17 protein-coding genes and 1 tRNA gene are annotated in these 15,995 nt (G+C 68.4%); 9 read left to right on the top strand and 9 right to left on the bottom strand.

Annotated features, from left to right (window positions below; translation table 11 throughout):
• Positions 1-159: 159 nt before the first annotated feature.
• On the top strand, positions 160-567 hold the full coding sequence (locus tag ASF17_RS10610) for a hypothetical protein (RefSeq protein ID WP_055800690.1): 408 nt from the start codon (positions 160-162) through the stop codon (positions 565-567).
• A 23-nt stretch (positions 568-590) separates the two neighbouring features.
• On the opposite strand, the gene ASF17_RS10605 is transcribed toward ASF17_RS10610, so the two are convergent.
• Positions 591-974 carry a hypothetical protein gene (locus tag ASF17_RS10605; RefSeq protein WP_055799349.1) on the bottom strand — a complete coding sequence of 128 codons (384 nt, stop codon included), beginning with the start codon at positions 972-974 and terminating at the stop codon, positions 591-593.
• A gap of 352 nt (positions 975-1,326) precedes the next feature.
• Here ASF17_RS10605 and ASF17_RS10600 point away from each other — a divergent pair, with 352 nt between their 5' ends.
• Complete coding sequence (locus ASF17_RS10600; protein ID WP_055799346.1) at positions 1,327-1,716, top strand: Rid family detoxifying hydrolase; 390 nt, start codon at positions 1,327-1,329, stop codon at positions 1,714-1,716.
• Between the two features lie 318 nt (positions 1,717-2,034).
• On the opposite strand, the gene ASF17_RS10595 is transcribed toward ASF17_RS10600, so the two are convergent.
• Positions 2,035-4,089 (bottom strand): hypothetical protein, encoded by a 2,055-nt coding sequence (locus ASF17_RS10595; RefSeq protein ID WP_156357393.1) that lies wholly within the window; start codon positions 4,087-4,089, stop codon positions 2,035-2,037.
• A 343-nt stretch (positions 4,090-4,432) separates the two neighbouring features.
• On the opposite strand from ASF17_RS10595, the gene ASF17_RS10590 reads away from it, so the two are divergent.
• Both ASF17_RS10590 and ASF17_RS10585 read left to right on the top strand, forming a co-directional pair.
• The gene (locus tag ASF17_RS10590; protein ID WP_162236419.1) at positions 4,433-4,639 is read left to right on the top strand and encodes a type II toxin-antitoxin system VapB family antitoxin; all 207 of its coding nucleotides are present in this window, start codon (positions 4,433-4,435) and stop codon (positions 4,637-4,639) included.
• Positions 4,636-5,124 (top strand): PIN domain-containing protein, encoded by a 489-nt coding sequence (locus tag ASF17_RS10585; protein ID WP_055799336.1) that lies wholly within the window; start codon positions 4,636-4,638, stop codon positions 5,122-5,124. Before ASF17_RS10590 ends, ASF17_RS10585 begins: the two co-directional genes overlap by 4 nt.
• 127 nt (positions 5,125-5,251) lie before the next feature.
• On the opposite strand, the gene ASF17_RS10580 is transcribed toward ASF17_RS10585, so the two are convergent.
• Complete coding sequence (locus ASF17_RS10580) at positions 5,252-5,752, bottom strand: hypothetical protein (RefSeq protein WP_055800686.1); 501 nt, start codon at positions 5,750-5,752, stop codon at positions 5,252-5,254.
• Positions 5,753-5,818: 66 nt separating this feature from the next.
• On the opposite strand from ASF17_RS10580, the gene ASF17_RS15585 reads away from it, so the two are divergent.
• On the top strand, positions 5,819-6,064 hold the full coding sequence (locus tag ASF17_RS15585; RefSeq protein WP_156357392.1) for a hypothetical protein: 246 nt from the start codon (positions 5,819-5,821) through the stop codon (positions 6,062-6,064).
• Entirely contained in the window at positions 6,031-6,312 is a 282-nt protein-coding gene (locus ASF17_RS10575) for a hypothetical protein (RefSeq protein WP_055799333.1), read from the top strand. The genes ASF17_RS15585 and ASF17_RS10575 overlap by 34 nt, the downstream gene beginning before the upstream one ends.
• A 295-nt stretch (positions 6,313-6,607) precedes the next feature.
• On the opposite strand, the gene ASF17_RS10570 is transcribed toward ASF17_RS10575, so the two are convergent.
• Positions 6,608-6,698, bottom strand: a tRNA-Ser gene (locus tag ASF17_RS10570).
• A 122-nt stretch (positions 6,699-6,820) separates the two neighbouring features.
• On the opposite strand from ASF17_RS10570, the gene ASF17_RS10565 reads away from it, so the two are divergent.
• Positions 6,821-7,579 carry an SGNH/GDSL hydrolase family protein gene (locus ASF17_RS10565; RefSeq protein WP_082475276.1) on the top strand — a complete coding sequence of 253 codons (759 nt, stop codon included), beginning with the start codon at positions 6,821-6,823 and terminating at the stop codon, positions 7,577-7,579.
• A 76-nt stretch (positions 7,580-7,655) separates the two neighbouring features.
• Positions 7,656-9,020, top strand: coding sequence for a DNA repair protein RadA (radA, locus tag ASF17_RS10560; RefSeq protein ID WP_055799330.1), 1,365 nt, complete (start codon positions 7,656-7,658; stop codon positions 9,018-9,020).
• 125 nt (positions 9,021-9,145) lie between these two features.
• Here the strand turns inward: radA and ASF17_RS10555 are convergent, their stop codons facing one another.
• From ASF17_RS10555 to ASF17_RS10540, 4 genes are all read right to left on the bottom strand, one after another.
• Complete coding sequence (locus tag ASF17_RS10555) at positions 9,146-9,541, bottom strand: SseB family protein (RefSeq protein WP_055799327.1); 396 nt, start codon at positions 9,539-9,541, stop codon at positions 9,146-9,148.
• Between the two features lie 3 nt (positions 9,542-9,544).
• Positions 9,545-10,231 carry a hypothetical protein gene (locus tag ASF17_RS10550; protein ID WP_055799324.1) on the bottom strand — a complete coding sequence of 229 codons (687 nt, stop codon included), beginning with the start codon at positions 10,229-10,231 and terminating at the stop codon, positions 9,545-9,547.
• An 83-nt stretch (positions 10,232-10,314) separates the two neighbouring features.
• Positions 10,315-10,851, bottom strand: coding sequence for an amino-acid N-acetyltransferase (locus tag ASF17_RS10545; protein ID WP_055799321.1), 537 nt, complete (start codon positions 10,849-10,851; stop codon positions 10,315-10,317).
• A 164-nt stretch (positions 10,852-11,015) separates the two neighbouring features.
• Positions 11,016-13,505 carry an ATP-dependent Clp protease ATP-binding subunit gene (locus ASF17_RS10540; RefSeq protein WP_055799316.1) on the bottom strand — a complete coding sequence of 830 codons (2,490 nt, stop codon included), beginning with the start codon at positions 13,503-13,505 and terminating at the stop codon, positions 11,016-11,018.
• 207 nt (positions 13,506-13,712) lie between these two features.
• Here ASF17_RS10540 and ASF17_RS10535 point away from each other — a divergent pair, with 207 nt between their 5' ends.
• Positions 13,713-14,678: an NAD(+)/NADH kinase gene (locus ASF17_RS10535; protein ID WP_055799313.1), complete on the top strand. Its 966-nt coding sequence runs from the start codon at positions 13,713-13,715 to the stop codon at positions 14,676-14,678.
• A gap of 260 nt (positions 14,679-14,938) precedes the next feature.
• On the opposite strand, the gene ASF17_RS10530 is transcribed toward ASF17_RS10535, so the two are convergent.
• Entirely contained in the window at positions 14,939-15,748 is an 810-nt protein-coding gene (locus ASF17_RS10530) for a hypothetical protein (RefSeq protein ID WP_055799310.1), read from the bottom strand.
• Between the last annotated feature and the right edge of the window lie 247 nt (positions 15,749-15,995).

The raw sequence follows: 15,995 nt of genomic DNA, 5'->3' as shown, positions 1-15,995 counted from the left end.
GTGGCGCCGCTCGGACCAGTCGGGTCATGGGACCCCGGAACCCTAGGCGCTGTCGGTCGGGACCATAGCAGGCGTGCGTGACGCGCCGGGGGTCGCAGGTCGGGCGCTGTGGACGGACGAAGTCCCGCCGGCCCGTCGCCGCGGGTGCACGATCGGCTCATGACCCGCTACGCGATCGACGCGCCCACCTGCCTCCAACTGCTGCGCCGCCGACCGGCGCTGCCGGCGGACCACCGGCTGGTGGCTCCCGCGGCGCTGAAGTCCGACGTGCTGGCGCTGCTGTTCGCCGAGGTGCGGTCCGGGGCGCTGCCCGAAGCCATGGGGCGGCGGGAGCTGGACCGGTTCGCGGAGCTCTCGGTGCGCCTCCTCGGTGACCGCGTCTCGCGCTCTCGGGCGTGGGCGTTCGCGCGCGACCTCGGCTGGGACGACCCTCGGCCGGCCGAGTACCTCGCCGTCGCGGTGCTGCAGGCGGATGCGCTGGTCACGGCCGATCCGCATCTGGTGGAGGGGGCGCGCGGGCGGGTGCCGGTGGCGCCGCTCGCCGAGCTGCTGGCCCTGGCCGGCTGAAGGCCGGGCGGACCGGTGCCGGATCACCAGGGGCCGAGGTCGCCGCCGTTCATGCCGTAGACGACGATGCCGGCGATGGCCGCGAGCGCGAGGAGACCGACGACGAGGGGCGCCCAGTCGAGGAGCCTGTCCGTGCGCGAGCGCTCGTCGCTGCGGCGGGCGGTCGCCGGGGCGAGGAGCCGCGAGGAGGCGGAGGCCGACCGGTGCGATCGCGTCGCCGCCCCGGGGTCGGCGGCGTCTCGTGCGCGCTCGGGGGTGCCGCTCGTCCGGGGACCGGCGGCCTGGACGCCGGGGCCGGAGCGGGTGCCGGTGTTGGTCTCGGCGTCGACCTCTGCGAGGCGGCGGCGGAGCTCCTCCCGGAACCGGCGGTCGGCGGGCGAGCCGATGGTCTCGTCGGGGTCGGTCATGGTGCTCCTGTCGGGTCGGCCGGGCGCGTGCCCCGTCGGGTCGCATGCTACCGGGGCTGGTGGGGCCGGGTCGCGGAGCCGCGGAGGCGGTGCCGCGCAGGGCCAGGGGTGCGACGGTCGCGGCACGCGGTTCGCGGCGGGGTCGGAGGAAGATCGGCGGCTGCTCGAGCCGGGCGCCCACACGGCTCGTCGTTCCGGGCTCGACGTCAGCGTCGCCGAGCGACGAGCCCAGGGCGGATTGAGCGGTCTTGGCGGAAGACTGCTGTGCAGCGGCCCTGGCCCCGAGCGACACCCGGGGCGACGTCCTCGCACCACCGCCCCGCCCCATCACCCTGCCACCGACGGAGAGACCATGCCTCGTTCAACAACGTTCGCCCCCGACGCGCCCGCGGCAATCGGCCCCTACGCCCACGCAGCCGAGCCCTCGGGCGCCCGCCTGCTGTTCCTCTCGGGACAGACGCCCATCGACCCGGCGACGGCTCGACTGGTGACCGGGGACGTCGCGATGCAGACACGACAGGTGTTCGCGAACCTCGAGACCGTGCTGGCGGCCGCCGGCGGAACGCTCGCCGACGTCGTCAAGTTCAGCGTCTATCTGACGACGATGGACAACTTCGCCGAGATGAACGAGGTCTACGCGTCGCTCGTGCAGGAGCCGTACCCGGCGCGCACCACGGTGGCCGTCGCAGGCCTGCCCCTGGGGGCGCGCATCGAGATCGAGGCCATCGCCTCGCTGTCGTGAGCCGGATTCGCCGCCAGCGCAGGGCCGTGTCGAATGAGGCGCACCGCTTTCGGCCACCGTCTTCGACGCAAAGAGAAAACCCCGCGCGAGCGGGGATTCTCTGTGGTGGTACTGGTGGGATTTGAACCCAGGTTGCATCCCGTGTGCTTATCGTCGAGAGCAGACAAAGCCCGTAAGTACGAGGAGAAAACGCACTGGGATGCACCTCTGCTGACATCACTCCACAAGGTCTCCTGCACCAAAATGCACCACCAGTAACCCGTGCAGATTGAAATGAGCACCCCGAATTCACGAGCTTCGCGGGGGCCGCGCCGGGGGCTAGGCCTTTGCCGCCAGGATCTCCTCAATCTGCTCGACAACCGGCCCCCAGTAAGCCCACTGCTGCTGAATGGTCTGCTGTCCAGGCGTGCCTTTGCCGTTAAAACGATGCTTGTCCGCATCCGCCGTCAGAAAGACGAGGTCTCCATCGAGCTGCACCACACCTCGCTGCTCCATCATGTTGAGCACGGCCTTGAGCTCGCCCGACTTGATCGGCTGGCGCCCCTGCAGCTTCATAAAAAAAGTTGCTCGACCACCCTTGTGTCCGTGCGTTCGGGCGAGATTTTGAAGCTTGTTGAGGAAGCGGATGGCCTTTGATTGGGCGTCGACCTCCTCGTCCAATTCCAGTGCGGAACGATATACGGTCCAGGGATAGACAAGGGACGTTGTCGGCCAAGTCGCGAGCTCGAAGGAGTTCGTTGCGGGAGCGAGTGAAATCATTCCGGGAAGCGTGACGGACTCACCGGTGACCTCGAAGCGAATATCTGCTTCTTCTTCCGCCGTGGCGCCCGAGGCTCTCGCAAAGCGAGCCTCTTCGCCATCGATGACGATCGAGTCAGCCCGCAAGAACAGATCCGGCCCCAAAACCCGACCGCCGCTCATGTCCGGAACTCGGAGACCGAGAGGGGTTGTCAGCGTCAACGACGCAAGCGGTCCAACAAGGGACACGACCTCCGCATCCTCCGGCAAGAGAGTGAAGTCCAGCGACAGAGGGCCGCTGGGGCGATTTACGGCCATTCGGCCTTCCAGCCCGTCCTCGTCTTGGGCAGCCGCAACAGTGGCTGCACTCCCCTCAGACTCGCCGGCGAGGATCGATGAGTGCAATGCAGCAAACTGCCACTCATCCAGGAGTGCGCCGGTCGCGTTCGCTGTCGCAACGAAGTCGAAGAACAGGCCAGAGCGGTTGCCCACCTCGGTCAGGACATCAGCGGGAAGAGATTTCTCAAACCGTGCGGCTGCGGCGTAGGCCTCAAAGACGACACTCGCCCATCGCTTTTCTGCTCGGAATGGGTGATCGTCCAGGAACGAGCGCAAACCCTGCTCATAGGCATAGCGCTTGGATTCGTCAGCAATGAACGACAAGTCGGGCGACGCTAGGCCCTCGATGTCGTGCCAGAGCCAATCGATTTGCTCGCTTGGGGTGTACGTCGCTTCCCCGTCGAGCCCAAGTTCTTCCGCCAACTTCTGCAGCTTGCCCTGGTCGCGCTCCAGGAGACGAACGAGAATGCTTCGCAGAACGTCGATGTGTCGGGCCTTCTCCGTCTGAGCCTCGAATTCGCGGGCCAGCTTGTAGTGGTTCCGTTCCTCCGCGAGCACAGCGACGACCGCATCCAGCACGGGCGCGTACCCGACAAAAGTCTCAGAGGAAGCATCGTCGATTGATCCTGCCAGCGCGTTAAGAAGTGCTTCGCGGGCCTCCTCGTAATTGGCCCCTTCGAGGAGAGCGTTACCTGCTCGGTCCCTGACGCGACCATCGATGTACTCGCGACGCGCCTCGGCTGGGAAGTGTGAAACCTCCAACCATGCGACGGAGCGGCCGTCCTCCTCGAACTTTAACCAGACCTCTTCAAGCGTCCTGTCACGTCCAAAGAGAACTACCCTCAACCCCTTAGATGCCGCGTCTGCAATCGAGTCAAGGAAGTCCTCCCAGGACTGAGCCGAAACACGCGCTCTCGCCTCATCCATCGAGTCGATGAGCAGCGTGGGTCTCGTCTCCCTTTGAGCAATCTCTTGCAGCGCATCGACCGACTCTAGGTACGAGTTCAGGCGCAGAGGCAAAGCTGCCTGCCCGACAGCCGCGTCCGCTTCAAGGCGCCACAGAGGAGCCTTGGCGTTGTACGCCAGTTCAGCTGCCGTGCGGCTTTTTCCCGCCGCACCCCTGGCCGAAATCAGAATGACCTCTGCGTTCAAATCATCCCGGTCCTCCCGCACCACTAGAACAGGGTCCACGAAGAACCCGGCGTCTCGTGGAACGGCAAAAGCCGACACGGAAAGACCCTCCATCGCGGAGTTCGCAAGAACACGGGTGAGGTCTGAGAAGGAAACTGGCGCCATGGCGCCAGCCTGGCAGCGATTTCGCAACTTGTCTAAAGGAACTCTCACTTCGACAGTGGCAGGGGTTACAACTGCGCCGCACGCTGCCGACTCAAGGCGTCACTCATGCAGCGCTGTTCCCGGACGACCTCGACAACGTGACTCTGCCGGGAGTGCCCCCCGCTCAGAGCCAGAGGAGGTCGCCGCCTACTGGTGCGCCCTCGGCGCGCTCGAAGATCTGCTGGCGGAGCGGATATGACGCCGGCTGCACGGCCAGGCCTGCTTCACGCGCGCAACTCAGCGCACTCTGGCGGGAGCCGACCCCTGCATATAGAGTCGTTCACACGGACATATGGAGGACAGGATGGCGATGACGAGCGTAGATGTCGACGCCGAGCTGCTGACGGCGGCCAAAAGCATCCTTGGCGTAAGGACGACGAAGGACGCCATCAACCAGGCACTCGGCGACATCGTCAAGAGGCAGCGTCAACTCGATGCCCTGGCCGCGCTGAGTGACATCGAAGTCGACGTCGATCCGCGGGCTAAGGACCTCAAAGACGGCGACGCGTGAGCACCGGCCAACTGGGTCTGCAGCTCGCGGAAGAAGACGAGTGGGCGACGGCTTCGCGTCGGCCCCGCTTCATCATCGACAACTCGGCCTGGCAGCGCGTGGCCACCGAGCCGGCGGTCCGCGCATCCATCGAGACGATCATCCGGACGACCGCGCCGGACGACATCCTCGTCTGCCCGCCCGTTGCTGCCGAGTACGGCTACAGCGCTCGGAGCGCCAAGGACCACTCCGCGATCGTGCTGACGCTCGCCAGCGCCTTCTCGGACTGCTCGATTCACCCCGAGGTGCGAGAGGTCGCGGGCATCCAGTCGGCCCTCTTCGCCGCGGGCATGGGCAGGGCGGCCGGCGCCACCGACATCCTCATCGCCGCGTACGCCGTCCTGAATCACGCCACCGTCGTGCACTACGACCGGGACTTCACACACATCGCACGGGCCTATCCTGACCTGAAGCAGCAGTGGGTGGTTGCCGAGGGCAGCCTCTGAGCCGTTTCCAGCGCATCCCAGAGTGGAGCAGCCGCCGGCGGCCGGCGGCAAGGCGAAGCCCCGCCGAGCGTGTTGCACGGCGGGGCTTCGAGGGGTGGACGTGAAGCAGCCCGAGTTCGAGTCTCGGCTACCCCTTCTCGAGGCGCACGGTGGTCGTGGTGCCCATCAGGCTGGCCTTGTAGCTGACCTCGCCGTCCTCGAAGGTGAAGTCCTTCGAATCATCTGTCGAGGCAAGCATCGCCGAGTCGGTCGCGGCTGCGTCCCGGGTCGACGTCCACGTGTACGGCGAGGCGTCGTCGGCGGGAGGCGTGAAGGTGCCGACCCAGAAGATTGACTCGGTGTCGCCGCCGTCGCTAACCCAGTTGACGGTGATCGTGTCACCAGTGATGACGGCGGCCTGGTAAGCGTCGTCGCTTCCAGAGTTGGTCTGCTTCCACGTCCCGGCGAGGTCGGGCGCCGCAGCTGCTTCGGGCGTCGCCTCGGCAGAGGGCGCGCTGCTGGACCCGGAGTTCGAGTCGGCGTTGGACGAGTCGGGAGAGTCGGAGCCGCTGCAGCCTGTGAGGGCGAGGACGGTGATGAGGGCCACGGAGGCCAAGGGTGCAAAGCGCTTGTTCATAATGTGGCTCATCCTGGCAGACCGTGACACTTGCTCAATGCCGCCCGACACGCCGTCGTCGTCGCCTACGGTCGGTCCATGACCGACATCAAGAGCATGCACGTCTGGATGATCGACGGAAGGTCGCTCTGCGACCGGCGCGCGCACCCTGCGCCCCTTGTCGATCAGACCGACGAAGAACGCGAAGCGACCGAGCTGAATCGGCGGCCGCGCCAGCGTGTGGCGCGTGCCTTCTCGTCGCTGGCCGCATCCGCCGGGAGGCGGCGACGATCCTCGAGCGGCATCTCCAGGTGGAACCGCAGCGCGCGAGTCAGTCCTGGCTGACCCTGAACGAAACACGCTGGGCCAACTACTTCGACCTCAGCGAGGTGGAGACGAGCGCCGAGCGCATGGACGCGAACGACTACTACGGCCCCCTTAGCGGCAAGATCGACCCGGCGTACATCGCGGAACTGTCGGGGCACTGGGACTACCTCGTCGCGCAGGGCGCCGACGAGAACGATCTCGGCTTTAAGGGTCCTCGGTCGCATTGTGACGGCCCTGCCTGCCCTGAAGTACCGACGCGCGACTGAGTGAAACCAGAACGAGCTATTGGGGTAGGACAGGCCTCGACGGCGCAAGTTCTCACGACGTGCCCACTCACATCATCGACAGGGCACTGCGGGACGACGTGACTGTCCCGGCCTAATAACTTGCGCGCCAGGGTCGGCAAATCTCGGAAGAAGAAGGGTGCCGGTCCCTAGCAAGAGCTTGAGCGTACGGCCATCAGGGGCCGTCTAAGAAGACCTTCGTGCCATACCTGCACCACTTTTGCACCACGAAAGGCTGGGAAAAGAAGAAAACCCCTGGATGACCAGGGGTTTTCTGTGGCGGTACCGGTGGGATTTGAACCCACGGTGGAGTCAACCCCCACACATGTTTTCGAGACATGATCCTTCGGCCGCTCGGACACGGTACCGAGAGCGAGTGTAATACACGACGGGGGCTGTGTCGAAATCGGGATCCGCGCCTCCTCGGCTCCGGTGGGGGCACGGAGGCATCGCGATCGTGATGTCAGTGGTCGGGCGTAGGTTCACCAGCATGACGCAGCGCACCTCCTTGGCCTTCTTCTCGGGCGTGGGCACGACCCTCGCCGCCGCCGGTGGCGTCTTCGCCCTGTACCGCCACTTCGCCGGTCAGCAGCGTGCCGCCGCCCACGATCTGACCGAGAAGCTGCCGGTGCACAGCGCCTGGTGGCGCTCGCGCTACGACAAGAAGGGGGCGCTGCTCTACGTCGCCCTCGGTGACTCGGCCGCCCAGGGCATCGGCGCCTCGAGCCCGGCCCGCGGCTACGTGGGGCGCCTGTCGGCCGGCATCCGTCGCACCACCCATTCGTCGCTGCGCATGGTCAACCTCAGCGTCAGCGGTTCGACCACCTGGCTCTGCCGCAAAGACCAGCTGCCGAAGTTCGCCGACTACGAACCCGACATCGTCACCGTGGCCATCGGCGCCAACGACATCATCGACTACAAGGCCGAGTCGTTCGAGAAGAACATCCGGGCCATCTACAGCGCCCTGCCGAGCCACGCCATCGTCGCCGACCTGCCTGCGATGTGGCTGCCCGACCGCGAGAAGAGGGTCGCCGAGGCCAACCAGATCATCCGCCGCATCGCCGGCGAACTCGGACTCACGGTCGCCCCCCTCTACGAGACCACCCGCCGACAGGGGCTCCTCCGCACGTTCCGCAACTCGGCTGGCGACCTGTTCCACCCCAACGACCTCGGCTACCGCGTCTGGGCCTCCGCCTTCGAACCCGCCATCGCCGACCGCCTCATCCAGCTCGCCGCCGACCGCACCTGACCGCCCCTCCCGCGGCTCTCCACACCCCCACCGAGGAGGCGCGGTGACTGTCGGCGGCCACACCTAGGCTGTCCGCATGGCACGCCCCGCATCCCCACCCTTCCGCTGCACCGAATGCGGGTGGACCTCCCTCAAGTGGGTCGGCCGCTGCGGTGAATGTCAGCGCTGGGGCACCGTCGTCGACGTCACCTCCACCCTCGTCAGCGCCCGCGGCACCGCACCCGTCAAGGTCGGCGCCGACCGCGCCGCCCGGCCCATCACCGAGGTCGAAGCCACCAGCGTCGCCTCGTGGCCCAGCGGCATCGACGAGTTCGACCGCGTGCTCGGCGGCGGCATCGTGCCCGGCGCCGCCATCCTGCTCAGCGGCGAACCCGGCGTCGGCAAGTCGACCCTCCTGCTCGAAGTCGCCTCCCGCGCCGCCGCCACCGGCGCCCGCGTGCTCTACGTCACCGCCGAAGAGAGCGCCTCGCAGGTCCGACTCCGCGCCGAACGCACCAACGCCCTCCATCCCAACCTCTACCTCGCCGCCGAGGTCGACCTCGCCGTGATCCTCGGCCAGATCGAGCAGGTCGACCCGCAGCTCGTCATCGTCGACTCCGTCCAGACGGTCTCGTCGTCCACCCTCGACGGCATCGCCGGCGGCACCTCGCAGGTGCGCGAAGTCGCCTCGACCCTCATCCGCGTCAGCAAAGACCGCAACCTGCCCGTGCTGCTGGTGGGGCACGTGACGAAAGACGGCACGATCGCCGGCCCGCGCCTCCTCGAGCACCTCGTCGACGTCGTCTGCCAGTTCGAAGGCGACCGGCAGACCTCGCTCCGCTTCATCCGCACCCACAAGAACCGCTTCGGCCCCACCGACGAGGTCGGCTGCTTCGAGATGACCGGCGACGGCATCGCCGAGGTCGCCGACCCCAGCGGCCTCTTCATGTCACGCACCGGCGCCCCCGTCAGCGGCACCTGCATCACCGTCGCCATGGAGGGCCGCCGCGCCCTGCCCGTCGAGGTCCAGGCGCTCATCGTCGCCAGCTCGGCACCGCAGCCCCGCCGCGTCGTCAACGGCGTCGACTCGTCGCGCGTCGCCATGCTGCTCGCCGTGCTCGAACGCCGCGCCGGCATCCGCCTCGGCGACGCCGACGTGTACGTCTCGACCGTCGGCGGCATCAAGCTCACCGAACCCGGCGCCGACCTCGCCATCGCGCTCGCCCTCGCCAGCGCCAGCCGCGACGTGTCGTTCCCCCACACCATGGCCGCCATCGGCGAGATCAGCCTCGCCGGCGAGATCCGACCCGCCTCCTCCGCCACCCAGCGCACCGCCGAAGCCCGCCGCCTCGGGTTCACGCACCTCGTCGACTCCGACGCCACGCACCTCCGCGAGGCCCTCCGCCGTGCCTTCAGCATCGGCAGCAGCCCCCGCGAACGCGAACTCGACGCCGCCTTCTGACCCGTCGGCCCGACGCGCGGCGACGCGCGCGAAAGGGACGGTTCGAGCCCGGGCCCGAGCCCGAACGGCCGCGAGCCGCCGAACGCGATGGCGCGAGCAGCCGCAGCCGCCGACAGCCGCGACCGCTACCGCAGCGCCTTCAGCAGGTCCTCCGGCGTCGCGGCCATCGTGTGCGGCCCCGCGATGTCGAAGAACACCTGCTCGAGCACGTCGAGATGCACCTCGAGGAAGGCCCGCAGCGCGGCAGCGTCGTACAGCATCACCTGACGGTTCGTGTCGTTCGGCACCATCGCGGCGTACGCCTCGTCCGACGAGAACAGCAGCAGGATCCGCTTCTCGGTGTTCTCGCGCCCGAACACCCGCACCTGCTCCGTCGCGCCGAACGCGACGCCGTCGGCCCCCTCGGCGACCAGCTTCGGCACCACCACCACGTCATGGCGCAGGGCGAAGGCCACCCCGGCGACGTCCTGCTCGGCCAGGGCCTGCTCGAGTTGCTCGGAACGGTAGGAGGATTCGCTCATGGCTCAGTTCAGGATCATCGGGGCGGCGTCGGCGGACGTGATGTCGCCGACGAAGACGGACAGGCGGTAGGTGGCACCCGCGGCCGGCACGGCGTCGCGCGATTCGCTGTCGCAGGTGTCGGGCGACGAACGCGTGCGATCCCAGGCGATCGCCGGGGTCTCGAGGGTCTGACCGGCGGTGAGGGTGACGTCCTGGTCGGTGCCGTTCACCTGGCAGTCCTTCGACGACCAGTACTGCTCCTCGCCGCTCGACACGACCAGGCGCTGCTGGTTCGACCCGAGGTCGATGACGCAGTCCGAGTCGCCGGTGTTCGTGATCGACATGGCCATCTGCGGCAGCTCGGTGGGCGCGTAGGACTCCTTGTCGAGGATCGCCGCGAGGGCGATGTCACCGGGGTCGCAGGCCGTCCCGTCGGCGGTCGACGCACCGGCGGTGGGCTCGGCGGTCGCGTCGGCGGCGGGTGCGGTCTCGGCGGCCGCCGGCTCCGTCGCCGTGTCGGCGGGGGCCTCGTCGGCCGGCGGAGCACTCGACGTCGGCGCCGTGCCCGGCTCGCCGCTGCTCGACCCGGGTCGCACGACGATCAGCACGATGATGACGATCACGGCGATCAGCCCGAGGGCCACCACGGCTCGTCGGCGCCAGTACACCGAAGGCGGTTGCGGCCCCGTCGGATTCGTGAACGTCGACATGCGCCCAAGCTAACCGCAGGTCAGCCCGCGATCCCGGCACGCGGACGGCGTGTGGGCTGAGAATCGGCCCAGCAGTCGCGGCCTCAGGCCGAGAGCGGCGGCAGCGCCTTGAGCATGCGCGAGTTCCCCAGCGTGTTCGGCTTCACACGCGCCAGGTCGAGGAACTCGGCCACGCCCTCGTCCGTCGATCGCACGAGCTCGCCGTACACGTCGGGCGGCACGAGCCCCTCGTCGCCCACGTTGAGGTACCCGTGCTTCTCGAAGAAGTCGACCTCGAACGTGAGGCAGAACAGGCGGCCGATCTCGAGGCGGCGCGCGGCGCCTTCGAGGGCCTCGAGGAGGCGGTGGCCGACACCGCGACGGATCCAGGCGGCATCGAGAGCGAGGGTCCGCACCTCGGCCAGATCGTCCCACATGACGTGCAGCGCGCCGCAGCCGATGGGGGTGCCGTCGGGGCCGACGGCGATCTGGAACTCCTGCACGTCGCCGTAGAGCGTCACGAGGTCCTTGCCGAGCAGGATCCGCTTCTGCACGAAGGGCTCGCAGAGCCGCTGGATGTGCGGCACGTCGCTGACGACGGCATCGCGGACGGTGATGCCGAACTGGTCCGCTGTGGTCATCGGGCCAGCCTACTCAGGCCGACCCGCGCCTCCTCGGCTCGGACGGCCCCGAGGAGGCGCGGGTCGGCCCCCCCGAGGAGGCGCGGGTCGGCTCCCCCGGGAACGCCGGAGGGCGGCCCGGCCGGAGCCGGACCGCCCTCGCGGTGAATCAGGTGACGCGTCGATCAGCTCTCGATCTCGGGGGCGTCGCCCACCAGGACCTCGTCGCGACCGGGCTGGCGCGACGTCTCGAAGGTGAACTCGCCGTCGACGAAGTCGATCGCGACGTGGTCGCCTGCGGTGAGATCACCCGTGAGGATGCGCTCGGACAGGCGGTCCTCCACCTCGTGCTGGATCGCACGACGCAGCGGACGAGCACCCAGCGACGGGTCGAAGCCGATCTTGATGAGCTGCTCCTTCGCGGGCAGCGTCAGCGCGGTCGTCATGTCGCGGTCGAGCAGACGCTCCGAGAGGCGCTTCACGAACAGGTCGACGATCTGCAGCAGCTCGGGCTTGCTCAGCTGCGGGAAGACGATGGTGTCGTCCACGCGGTTGAGGAACTCGGGCTTGAAGTGCTTCTTGAGCTCCTCGTTGACCTTGGCGCGCATCCGGTCGTAGCCGGTCGCCGTGTCGCTGTCGCTCTGGAAGCCGACCGGTCCGCCCGCGATGCCCTTCGACCCGAGGTTGGTCGTCATGATGATGACCGTGTTCTTGAAGTCGACGACGCGACCCTGACCGTCGGTCAGACGACCCTCTTCGAGCACCTGCAGCAGCGAGTTGAAGATGTCGGGGTGGGCCTTCTCGATCTCGTCGAACAGCACCACGGAGAACGGCTTGCGGCGGACCTTCTCGGTCAGCTGGCCGCCCTCTTCGAAGCCGACGAACCCGGGAGGGGCGCCGAACAGACGAGAGACGGTGTGCTTCTCGCCGTACTCCGACATGTCGAGCGAGATGAGCGCGCCCTCGTCATCGAACAGGAACTCGGCGAGCGCCTTGGCCAGCTCGGTCTTGCCGACGCCGGTCGGGCCGGCGAAGATGAACGACCCGGAGGGGCGGTTCGGGTCCTTCAGACCGGCGCGCGTGCGGCGGATGGTCTTCGAGAGGGCCGCGATGGCCTCCTCCTGACCGATGACGCGCTGGTGGAGCGCCTTCTCCATGAAGACGAGACGCGAGGTCTCCTCTTCGGTGAGCTTGAAGACGGGGATGCCGGTCGCCTGGGCGAGCACCTCGGCGATGATGCCCTCGTCGACGGTCCCGCCGGCCCCGGCCTCGCCCGAACGCCACTGCTTCTCGAGACGGAGACGCTCGCCGAGCAGCTTCTTCTCCTCGTCGCGGAGGGAGGCGGCCTTCTCGAAGTCCTGGTCTTCGATCGCGCCCTCCTTCTGACCGCGGACGCCGGCGATGCGCTCGTCGAACTCGCGCAGCTCGGGCGGGGCGGACAGGATCGACAGGCGCAGGCGGGCGCCGGCCTCGTCGATCAGGTCGATCGCCTTGTCGGGCAGGAACCGGTCGCTGACGTAGCGGTCGGCGAGGTTCGCCGCCGACACGATGGCGCCGTCGGTGATCGAGACCTTGTGGAACGCCTCGTACTTGTCGCGCAGCCCCTTGAGGATGTTGATCGTGTGGGGCAGCGACGGCTCGTGCACCTGGACCGACTGGAAGCGGCGCTCGAGAGCGGCGTCCTTCTCGAAGTGCTTGCGGTACTCGTCGAGCGTGGTCGCGCCGATCGTCTGCAGCTCGCCACGGGCGAGCAGCGGCTTGAGGATCGACGCGGCGTCGATGGCTCCCTCGGCGGCACCGGCGCCCACGAGCGTGTGGATCTCGTCGATGAAGACGATGATGTCGCCGCGGGTGCGGATCTCCTTGGTGACCTTCTTCAGGCGCTCCTCGAAGTCGCCGCGGTAGCGGCTGCCGGCGATGAGCGAGCCGAGGTCGAGCGAGTAGAGCTGCTTGTCCTTCAGCGTCTCGGGGACCTCGCCCTTGACGATCGCCTGGGCCAGGCCCTCGACGACGGCCGTCTTGCCGACGCCGGGCTCGCCGATCAGGACGGGGTTGTTCTTCGAGCGGCGGGAGAGGATCTGCATGACCCGCTCCATCTCCTTCTCGCGTCCGATGACCGGGTCGAGCTTGTTGTCGCGCGCGGCCTGCGTCAGGTTGCGACCGAACTGGTCGAGCACCTGGCTGCCGCCCTGCGCGCCCTGGGTCGCCTCTCCGCCCACGGCCACCGCCTCCTTGCCCTGGTAGCCGGACAGGAGCTGGATGACCTGCTGGCGGACCCGGTTGAGGTCTGCGCCGAGCTTCACGAGCACCTGAGCGGCGACTCCCTCGCCCTCGCGGATGAGGCCGAGCAGGATGTGCTCGGTGCCGATGTAGTTGTGGCCGAGCTGCAGCGCCTCGCGCAGGCTCAGCTCGAGGACCTTCTTCGCCCGGGGCGTGAAGGGGATGTGGCCGGTCGGCTGCTGCTGGCCCTGGCCGATGATGTCCTGGACCTGCTCGCGCACGGCGTCGAGCGAGATGCCCAGAGACTCGAGGGCCTTGGCGGCGACGCCTTCGCCCTCGTGGATGAGACCGAGCAGGATGTGCTCGGTACCGATGTAGTTGTGGTTGAGCATCTTCGCCTCTTCTTGGGCGAGGACGACGACGCGACGGGCACGGTCGGTGAATCTCTCGAACATCTTCTTTGCTCCCTTGGTGACGGGGTGGAGTTGTCGCCACCGATACGCAGTCGGTGCCCGCAGGGGGTGGCACCGGTTTACACAGAGAGTAACCACGGGACACCGCTTAATCAGCCCCTGTTCGCTGGGGGCATAGAGCGTCCTCGCGGCGGGCCGCGGGAGGCCTCCGGGGTCGGGCTGACAGGGCCGGCGACTAGCCTCGGCCCCATGGGCACCTTCACCGTCGGCCTCGTCCCGCACCCCACCAAGTCGGTCATCGACAGCGTCGCGATCCTCCGTGACTGGACGGCGCGATCCGACGCCCACCTGCTCGCGATGACCGCCGACGCGGCCCGGGTCGGCGACGGCGTCGAGCTCGTCGACGAGAGCGTCTTCCGCGAGCGCGTATCGGTGGTGGTGGCCCTCGGCGGCGACGGGACGATGCTCGGCGCGATGCGTCTCGTGGCCGAGCGGCCGGTGCCCGTGCTCGGTGTGAACTACGGCAACGTGGGGTTCCTGGTCGAGGTCGAGCCGCGCGACCTGCCCGAGGCCCTCGATCGGATCGGCGAGAAGCAGTTCTCGCTGGAGGCGCACCATGCCCTCGAGGTGACCCACACGTCGTCCGGTTCCGAGAGCACCTACCTGGCGTTCAACGACGTCTCGGTGGCACGGCGCCCCGGCGAGGGCGTCGTCACCGCCGACCTCGTGCTCGACGACACCCCCTACGGCTTCTACAAGGCCGATGCGATCGTCGCCTCGACGCCGGCCGGCTCGACCGCCTACAACTACGCGGCCGGAGGGCCGATCCTGTCGCCGGCCGTCGCCGCCGTCGTCGTCACGCCGGTCGCGCCCATGTCGGGCATCGACCGCTCGGTGGTGCTGGGTCCGCGCGAGCTGCTGCGGTTCGAGATCGGCGACGGCACGCACTCGGCCGCGCTCGAGATCGACGGGCGCGTCATGGCCGACGTGAGCGCCGGGTGCGTCATCCGCCTGCGCCTTCGGCGCGACGCGGGGCAGGTCATCCGACTCGACGCCGACCGCCACGGCCGCAAGGGGCGGCTGAAGCTGAGCCTGCTCGACCTGCCGCTGCGCGAGGACCAGCTGCTCGAGCTGGTGCCGAGCGACGTGCGGGCGCGGTTCCGTGAGCGGGCGGAGCGCGGCGCCCGCTCCGCCGACGTCGACTCCGCCCGCTGACGCCGCGGTCGCGCGCCCTCTCGCCGCGGCGGCGACGGTGGTCAGAAGTCGCCCTTCGTTCGGCGCTGAAGGGCACCTTCTGACCATGGTCACCAGCTCGGCTGCATCGGTGGTCAGAAGTCGCCCTTCATTCAGCACTGAAGGGCACCTTCTGACCAACCTGACCCGGACCGGACTCGGCGGGGTCGAACGTGACCCTCTGCCAGGCACGGAAGAGCATCTTCTACCCACCCGCTCAGTGACATCTGAGGCTGTCGCCTCTAACGGAGAAGGCGCTCGACGCGGGCGATGAGTTCCGCGGCCCGCCGCCCGTCGAGGTCGTCGCCCGTGCAGCGGACCGTCCGCCAGCCCGCGTCGGCGAAGCGCTCTCGCCTCAGGATGTCGTTCCGGAATCTCCGACGATCGAGCCGGTGCTCGTCACCCTCGTACTCGATCGCGACCTTGCACCACCGGTACCGCAGATCCAGCTTGCCGAGATAGCGACCGCTGGCGTCGTAGGTCGGCTGGTTGATCTCGGGCTCGGGCAACCCGGCGCGGACGAGCAGAAGGCGCAGATCGGTCTCTCTCGGTGACTCGACGCCCGAGCGGACGAACTCGAGCGCGGCTCGAACGCGCCCGGCACCCGGTACCCGACCCACGGCGGCGATCGCAGCGACAAGGTCGTCGATCGGCCGTTCGCGCGCCTCCGCGTGAGGCGACCATGAACCGGCCAGAGAGTCGCCGACGCGGACGAGCTCGTCGAGGGTCAGCAGGGCGCCGGATCGCGCCCAAGCCGAGAGAGGATCATCGACCGGGAGTTCTCGTCGGGTCGAGTTCTCGGTGCGCGGGAGTGCCGACGACGAGACATCGAGCCGCATCGGCTCGGAGAGTCGCGTCGGGGCCGACCGGTGCCCGACGACGCCTGGCCGACGTGGTCCGCGCCCGACGCTCGTGCTGACATGCAACGGCTCGATCCCGGTGCTGACACGGAGCGGGACGGGCAGACCCCACAGCGCCAGCGCCGTCGTGTGTGAGAAGACCCAGCCGTTCAGCATGACGGGCTGCAGCGCCAGTGCTCGATCGACGACCATGGCCGATGGGCTCGCGAGGGCGGCCGATCCGGTCCCGGCTAGGCATGGCACCGACGCCAGGCCGAGCGGCCTCGCGGCGTTCGTGGCACCGTCGTGAATCGCGCCGCGCTCGGAGCCGACACGGACTCCGCGATGCGGTGCCACGAGATCGGGGCCGCGGAGGCGCTTGCCTCCGACTCCAGCTCCTGTCGCCTCGGCGACGGAGAACGGACGATCGACGAGGTCAGGGGGCAGAGGGATGCGGGGC

Origin of the sequence: Frigoribacterium sp. Leaf263 (assembly GCF_001422285.1) — a bacterium.
GTDB lineage: Bacteria > Actinomycetota > Actinomycetes > Actinomycetales > Microbacteriaceae > Frigoribacterium.
This window is presented reverse-complemented; position numbering and strand designations above follow the sequence as displayed.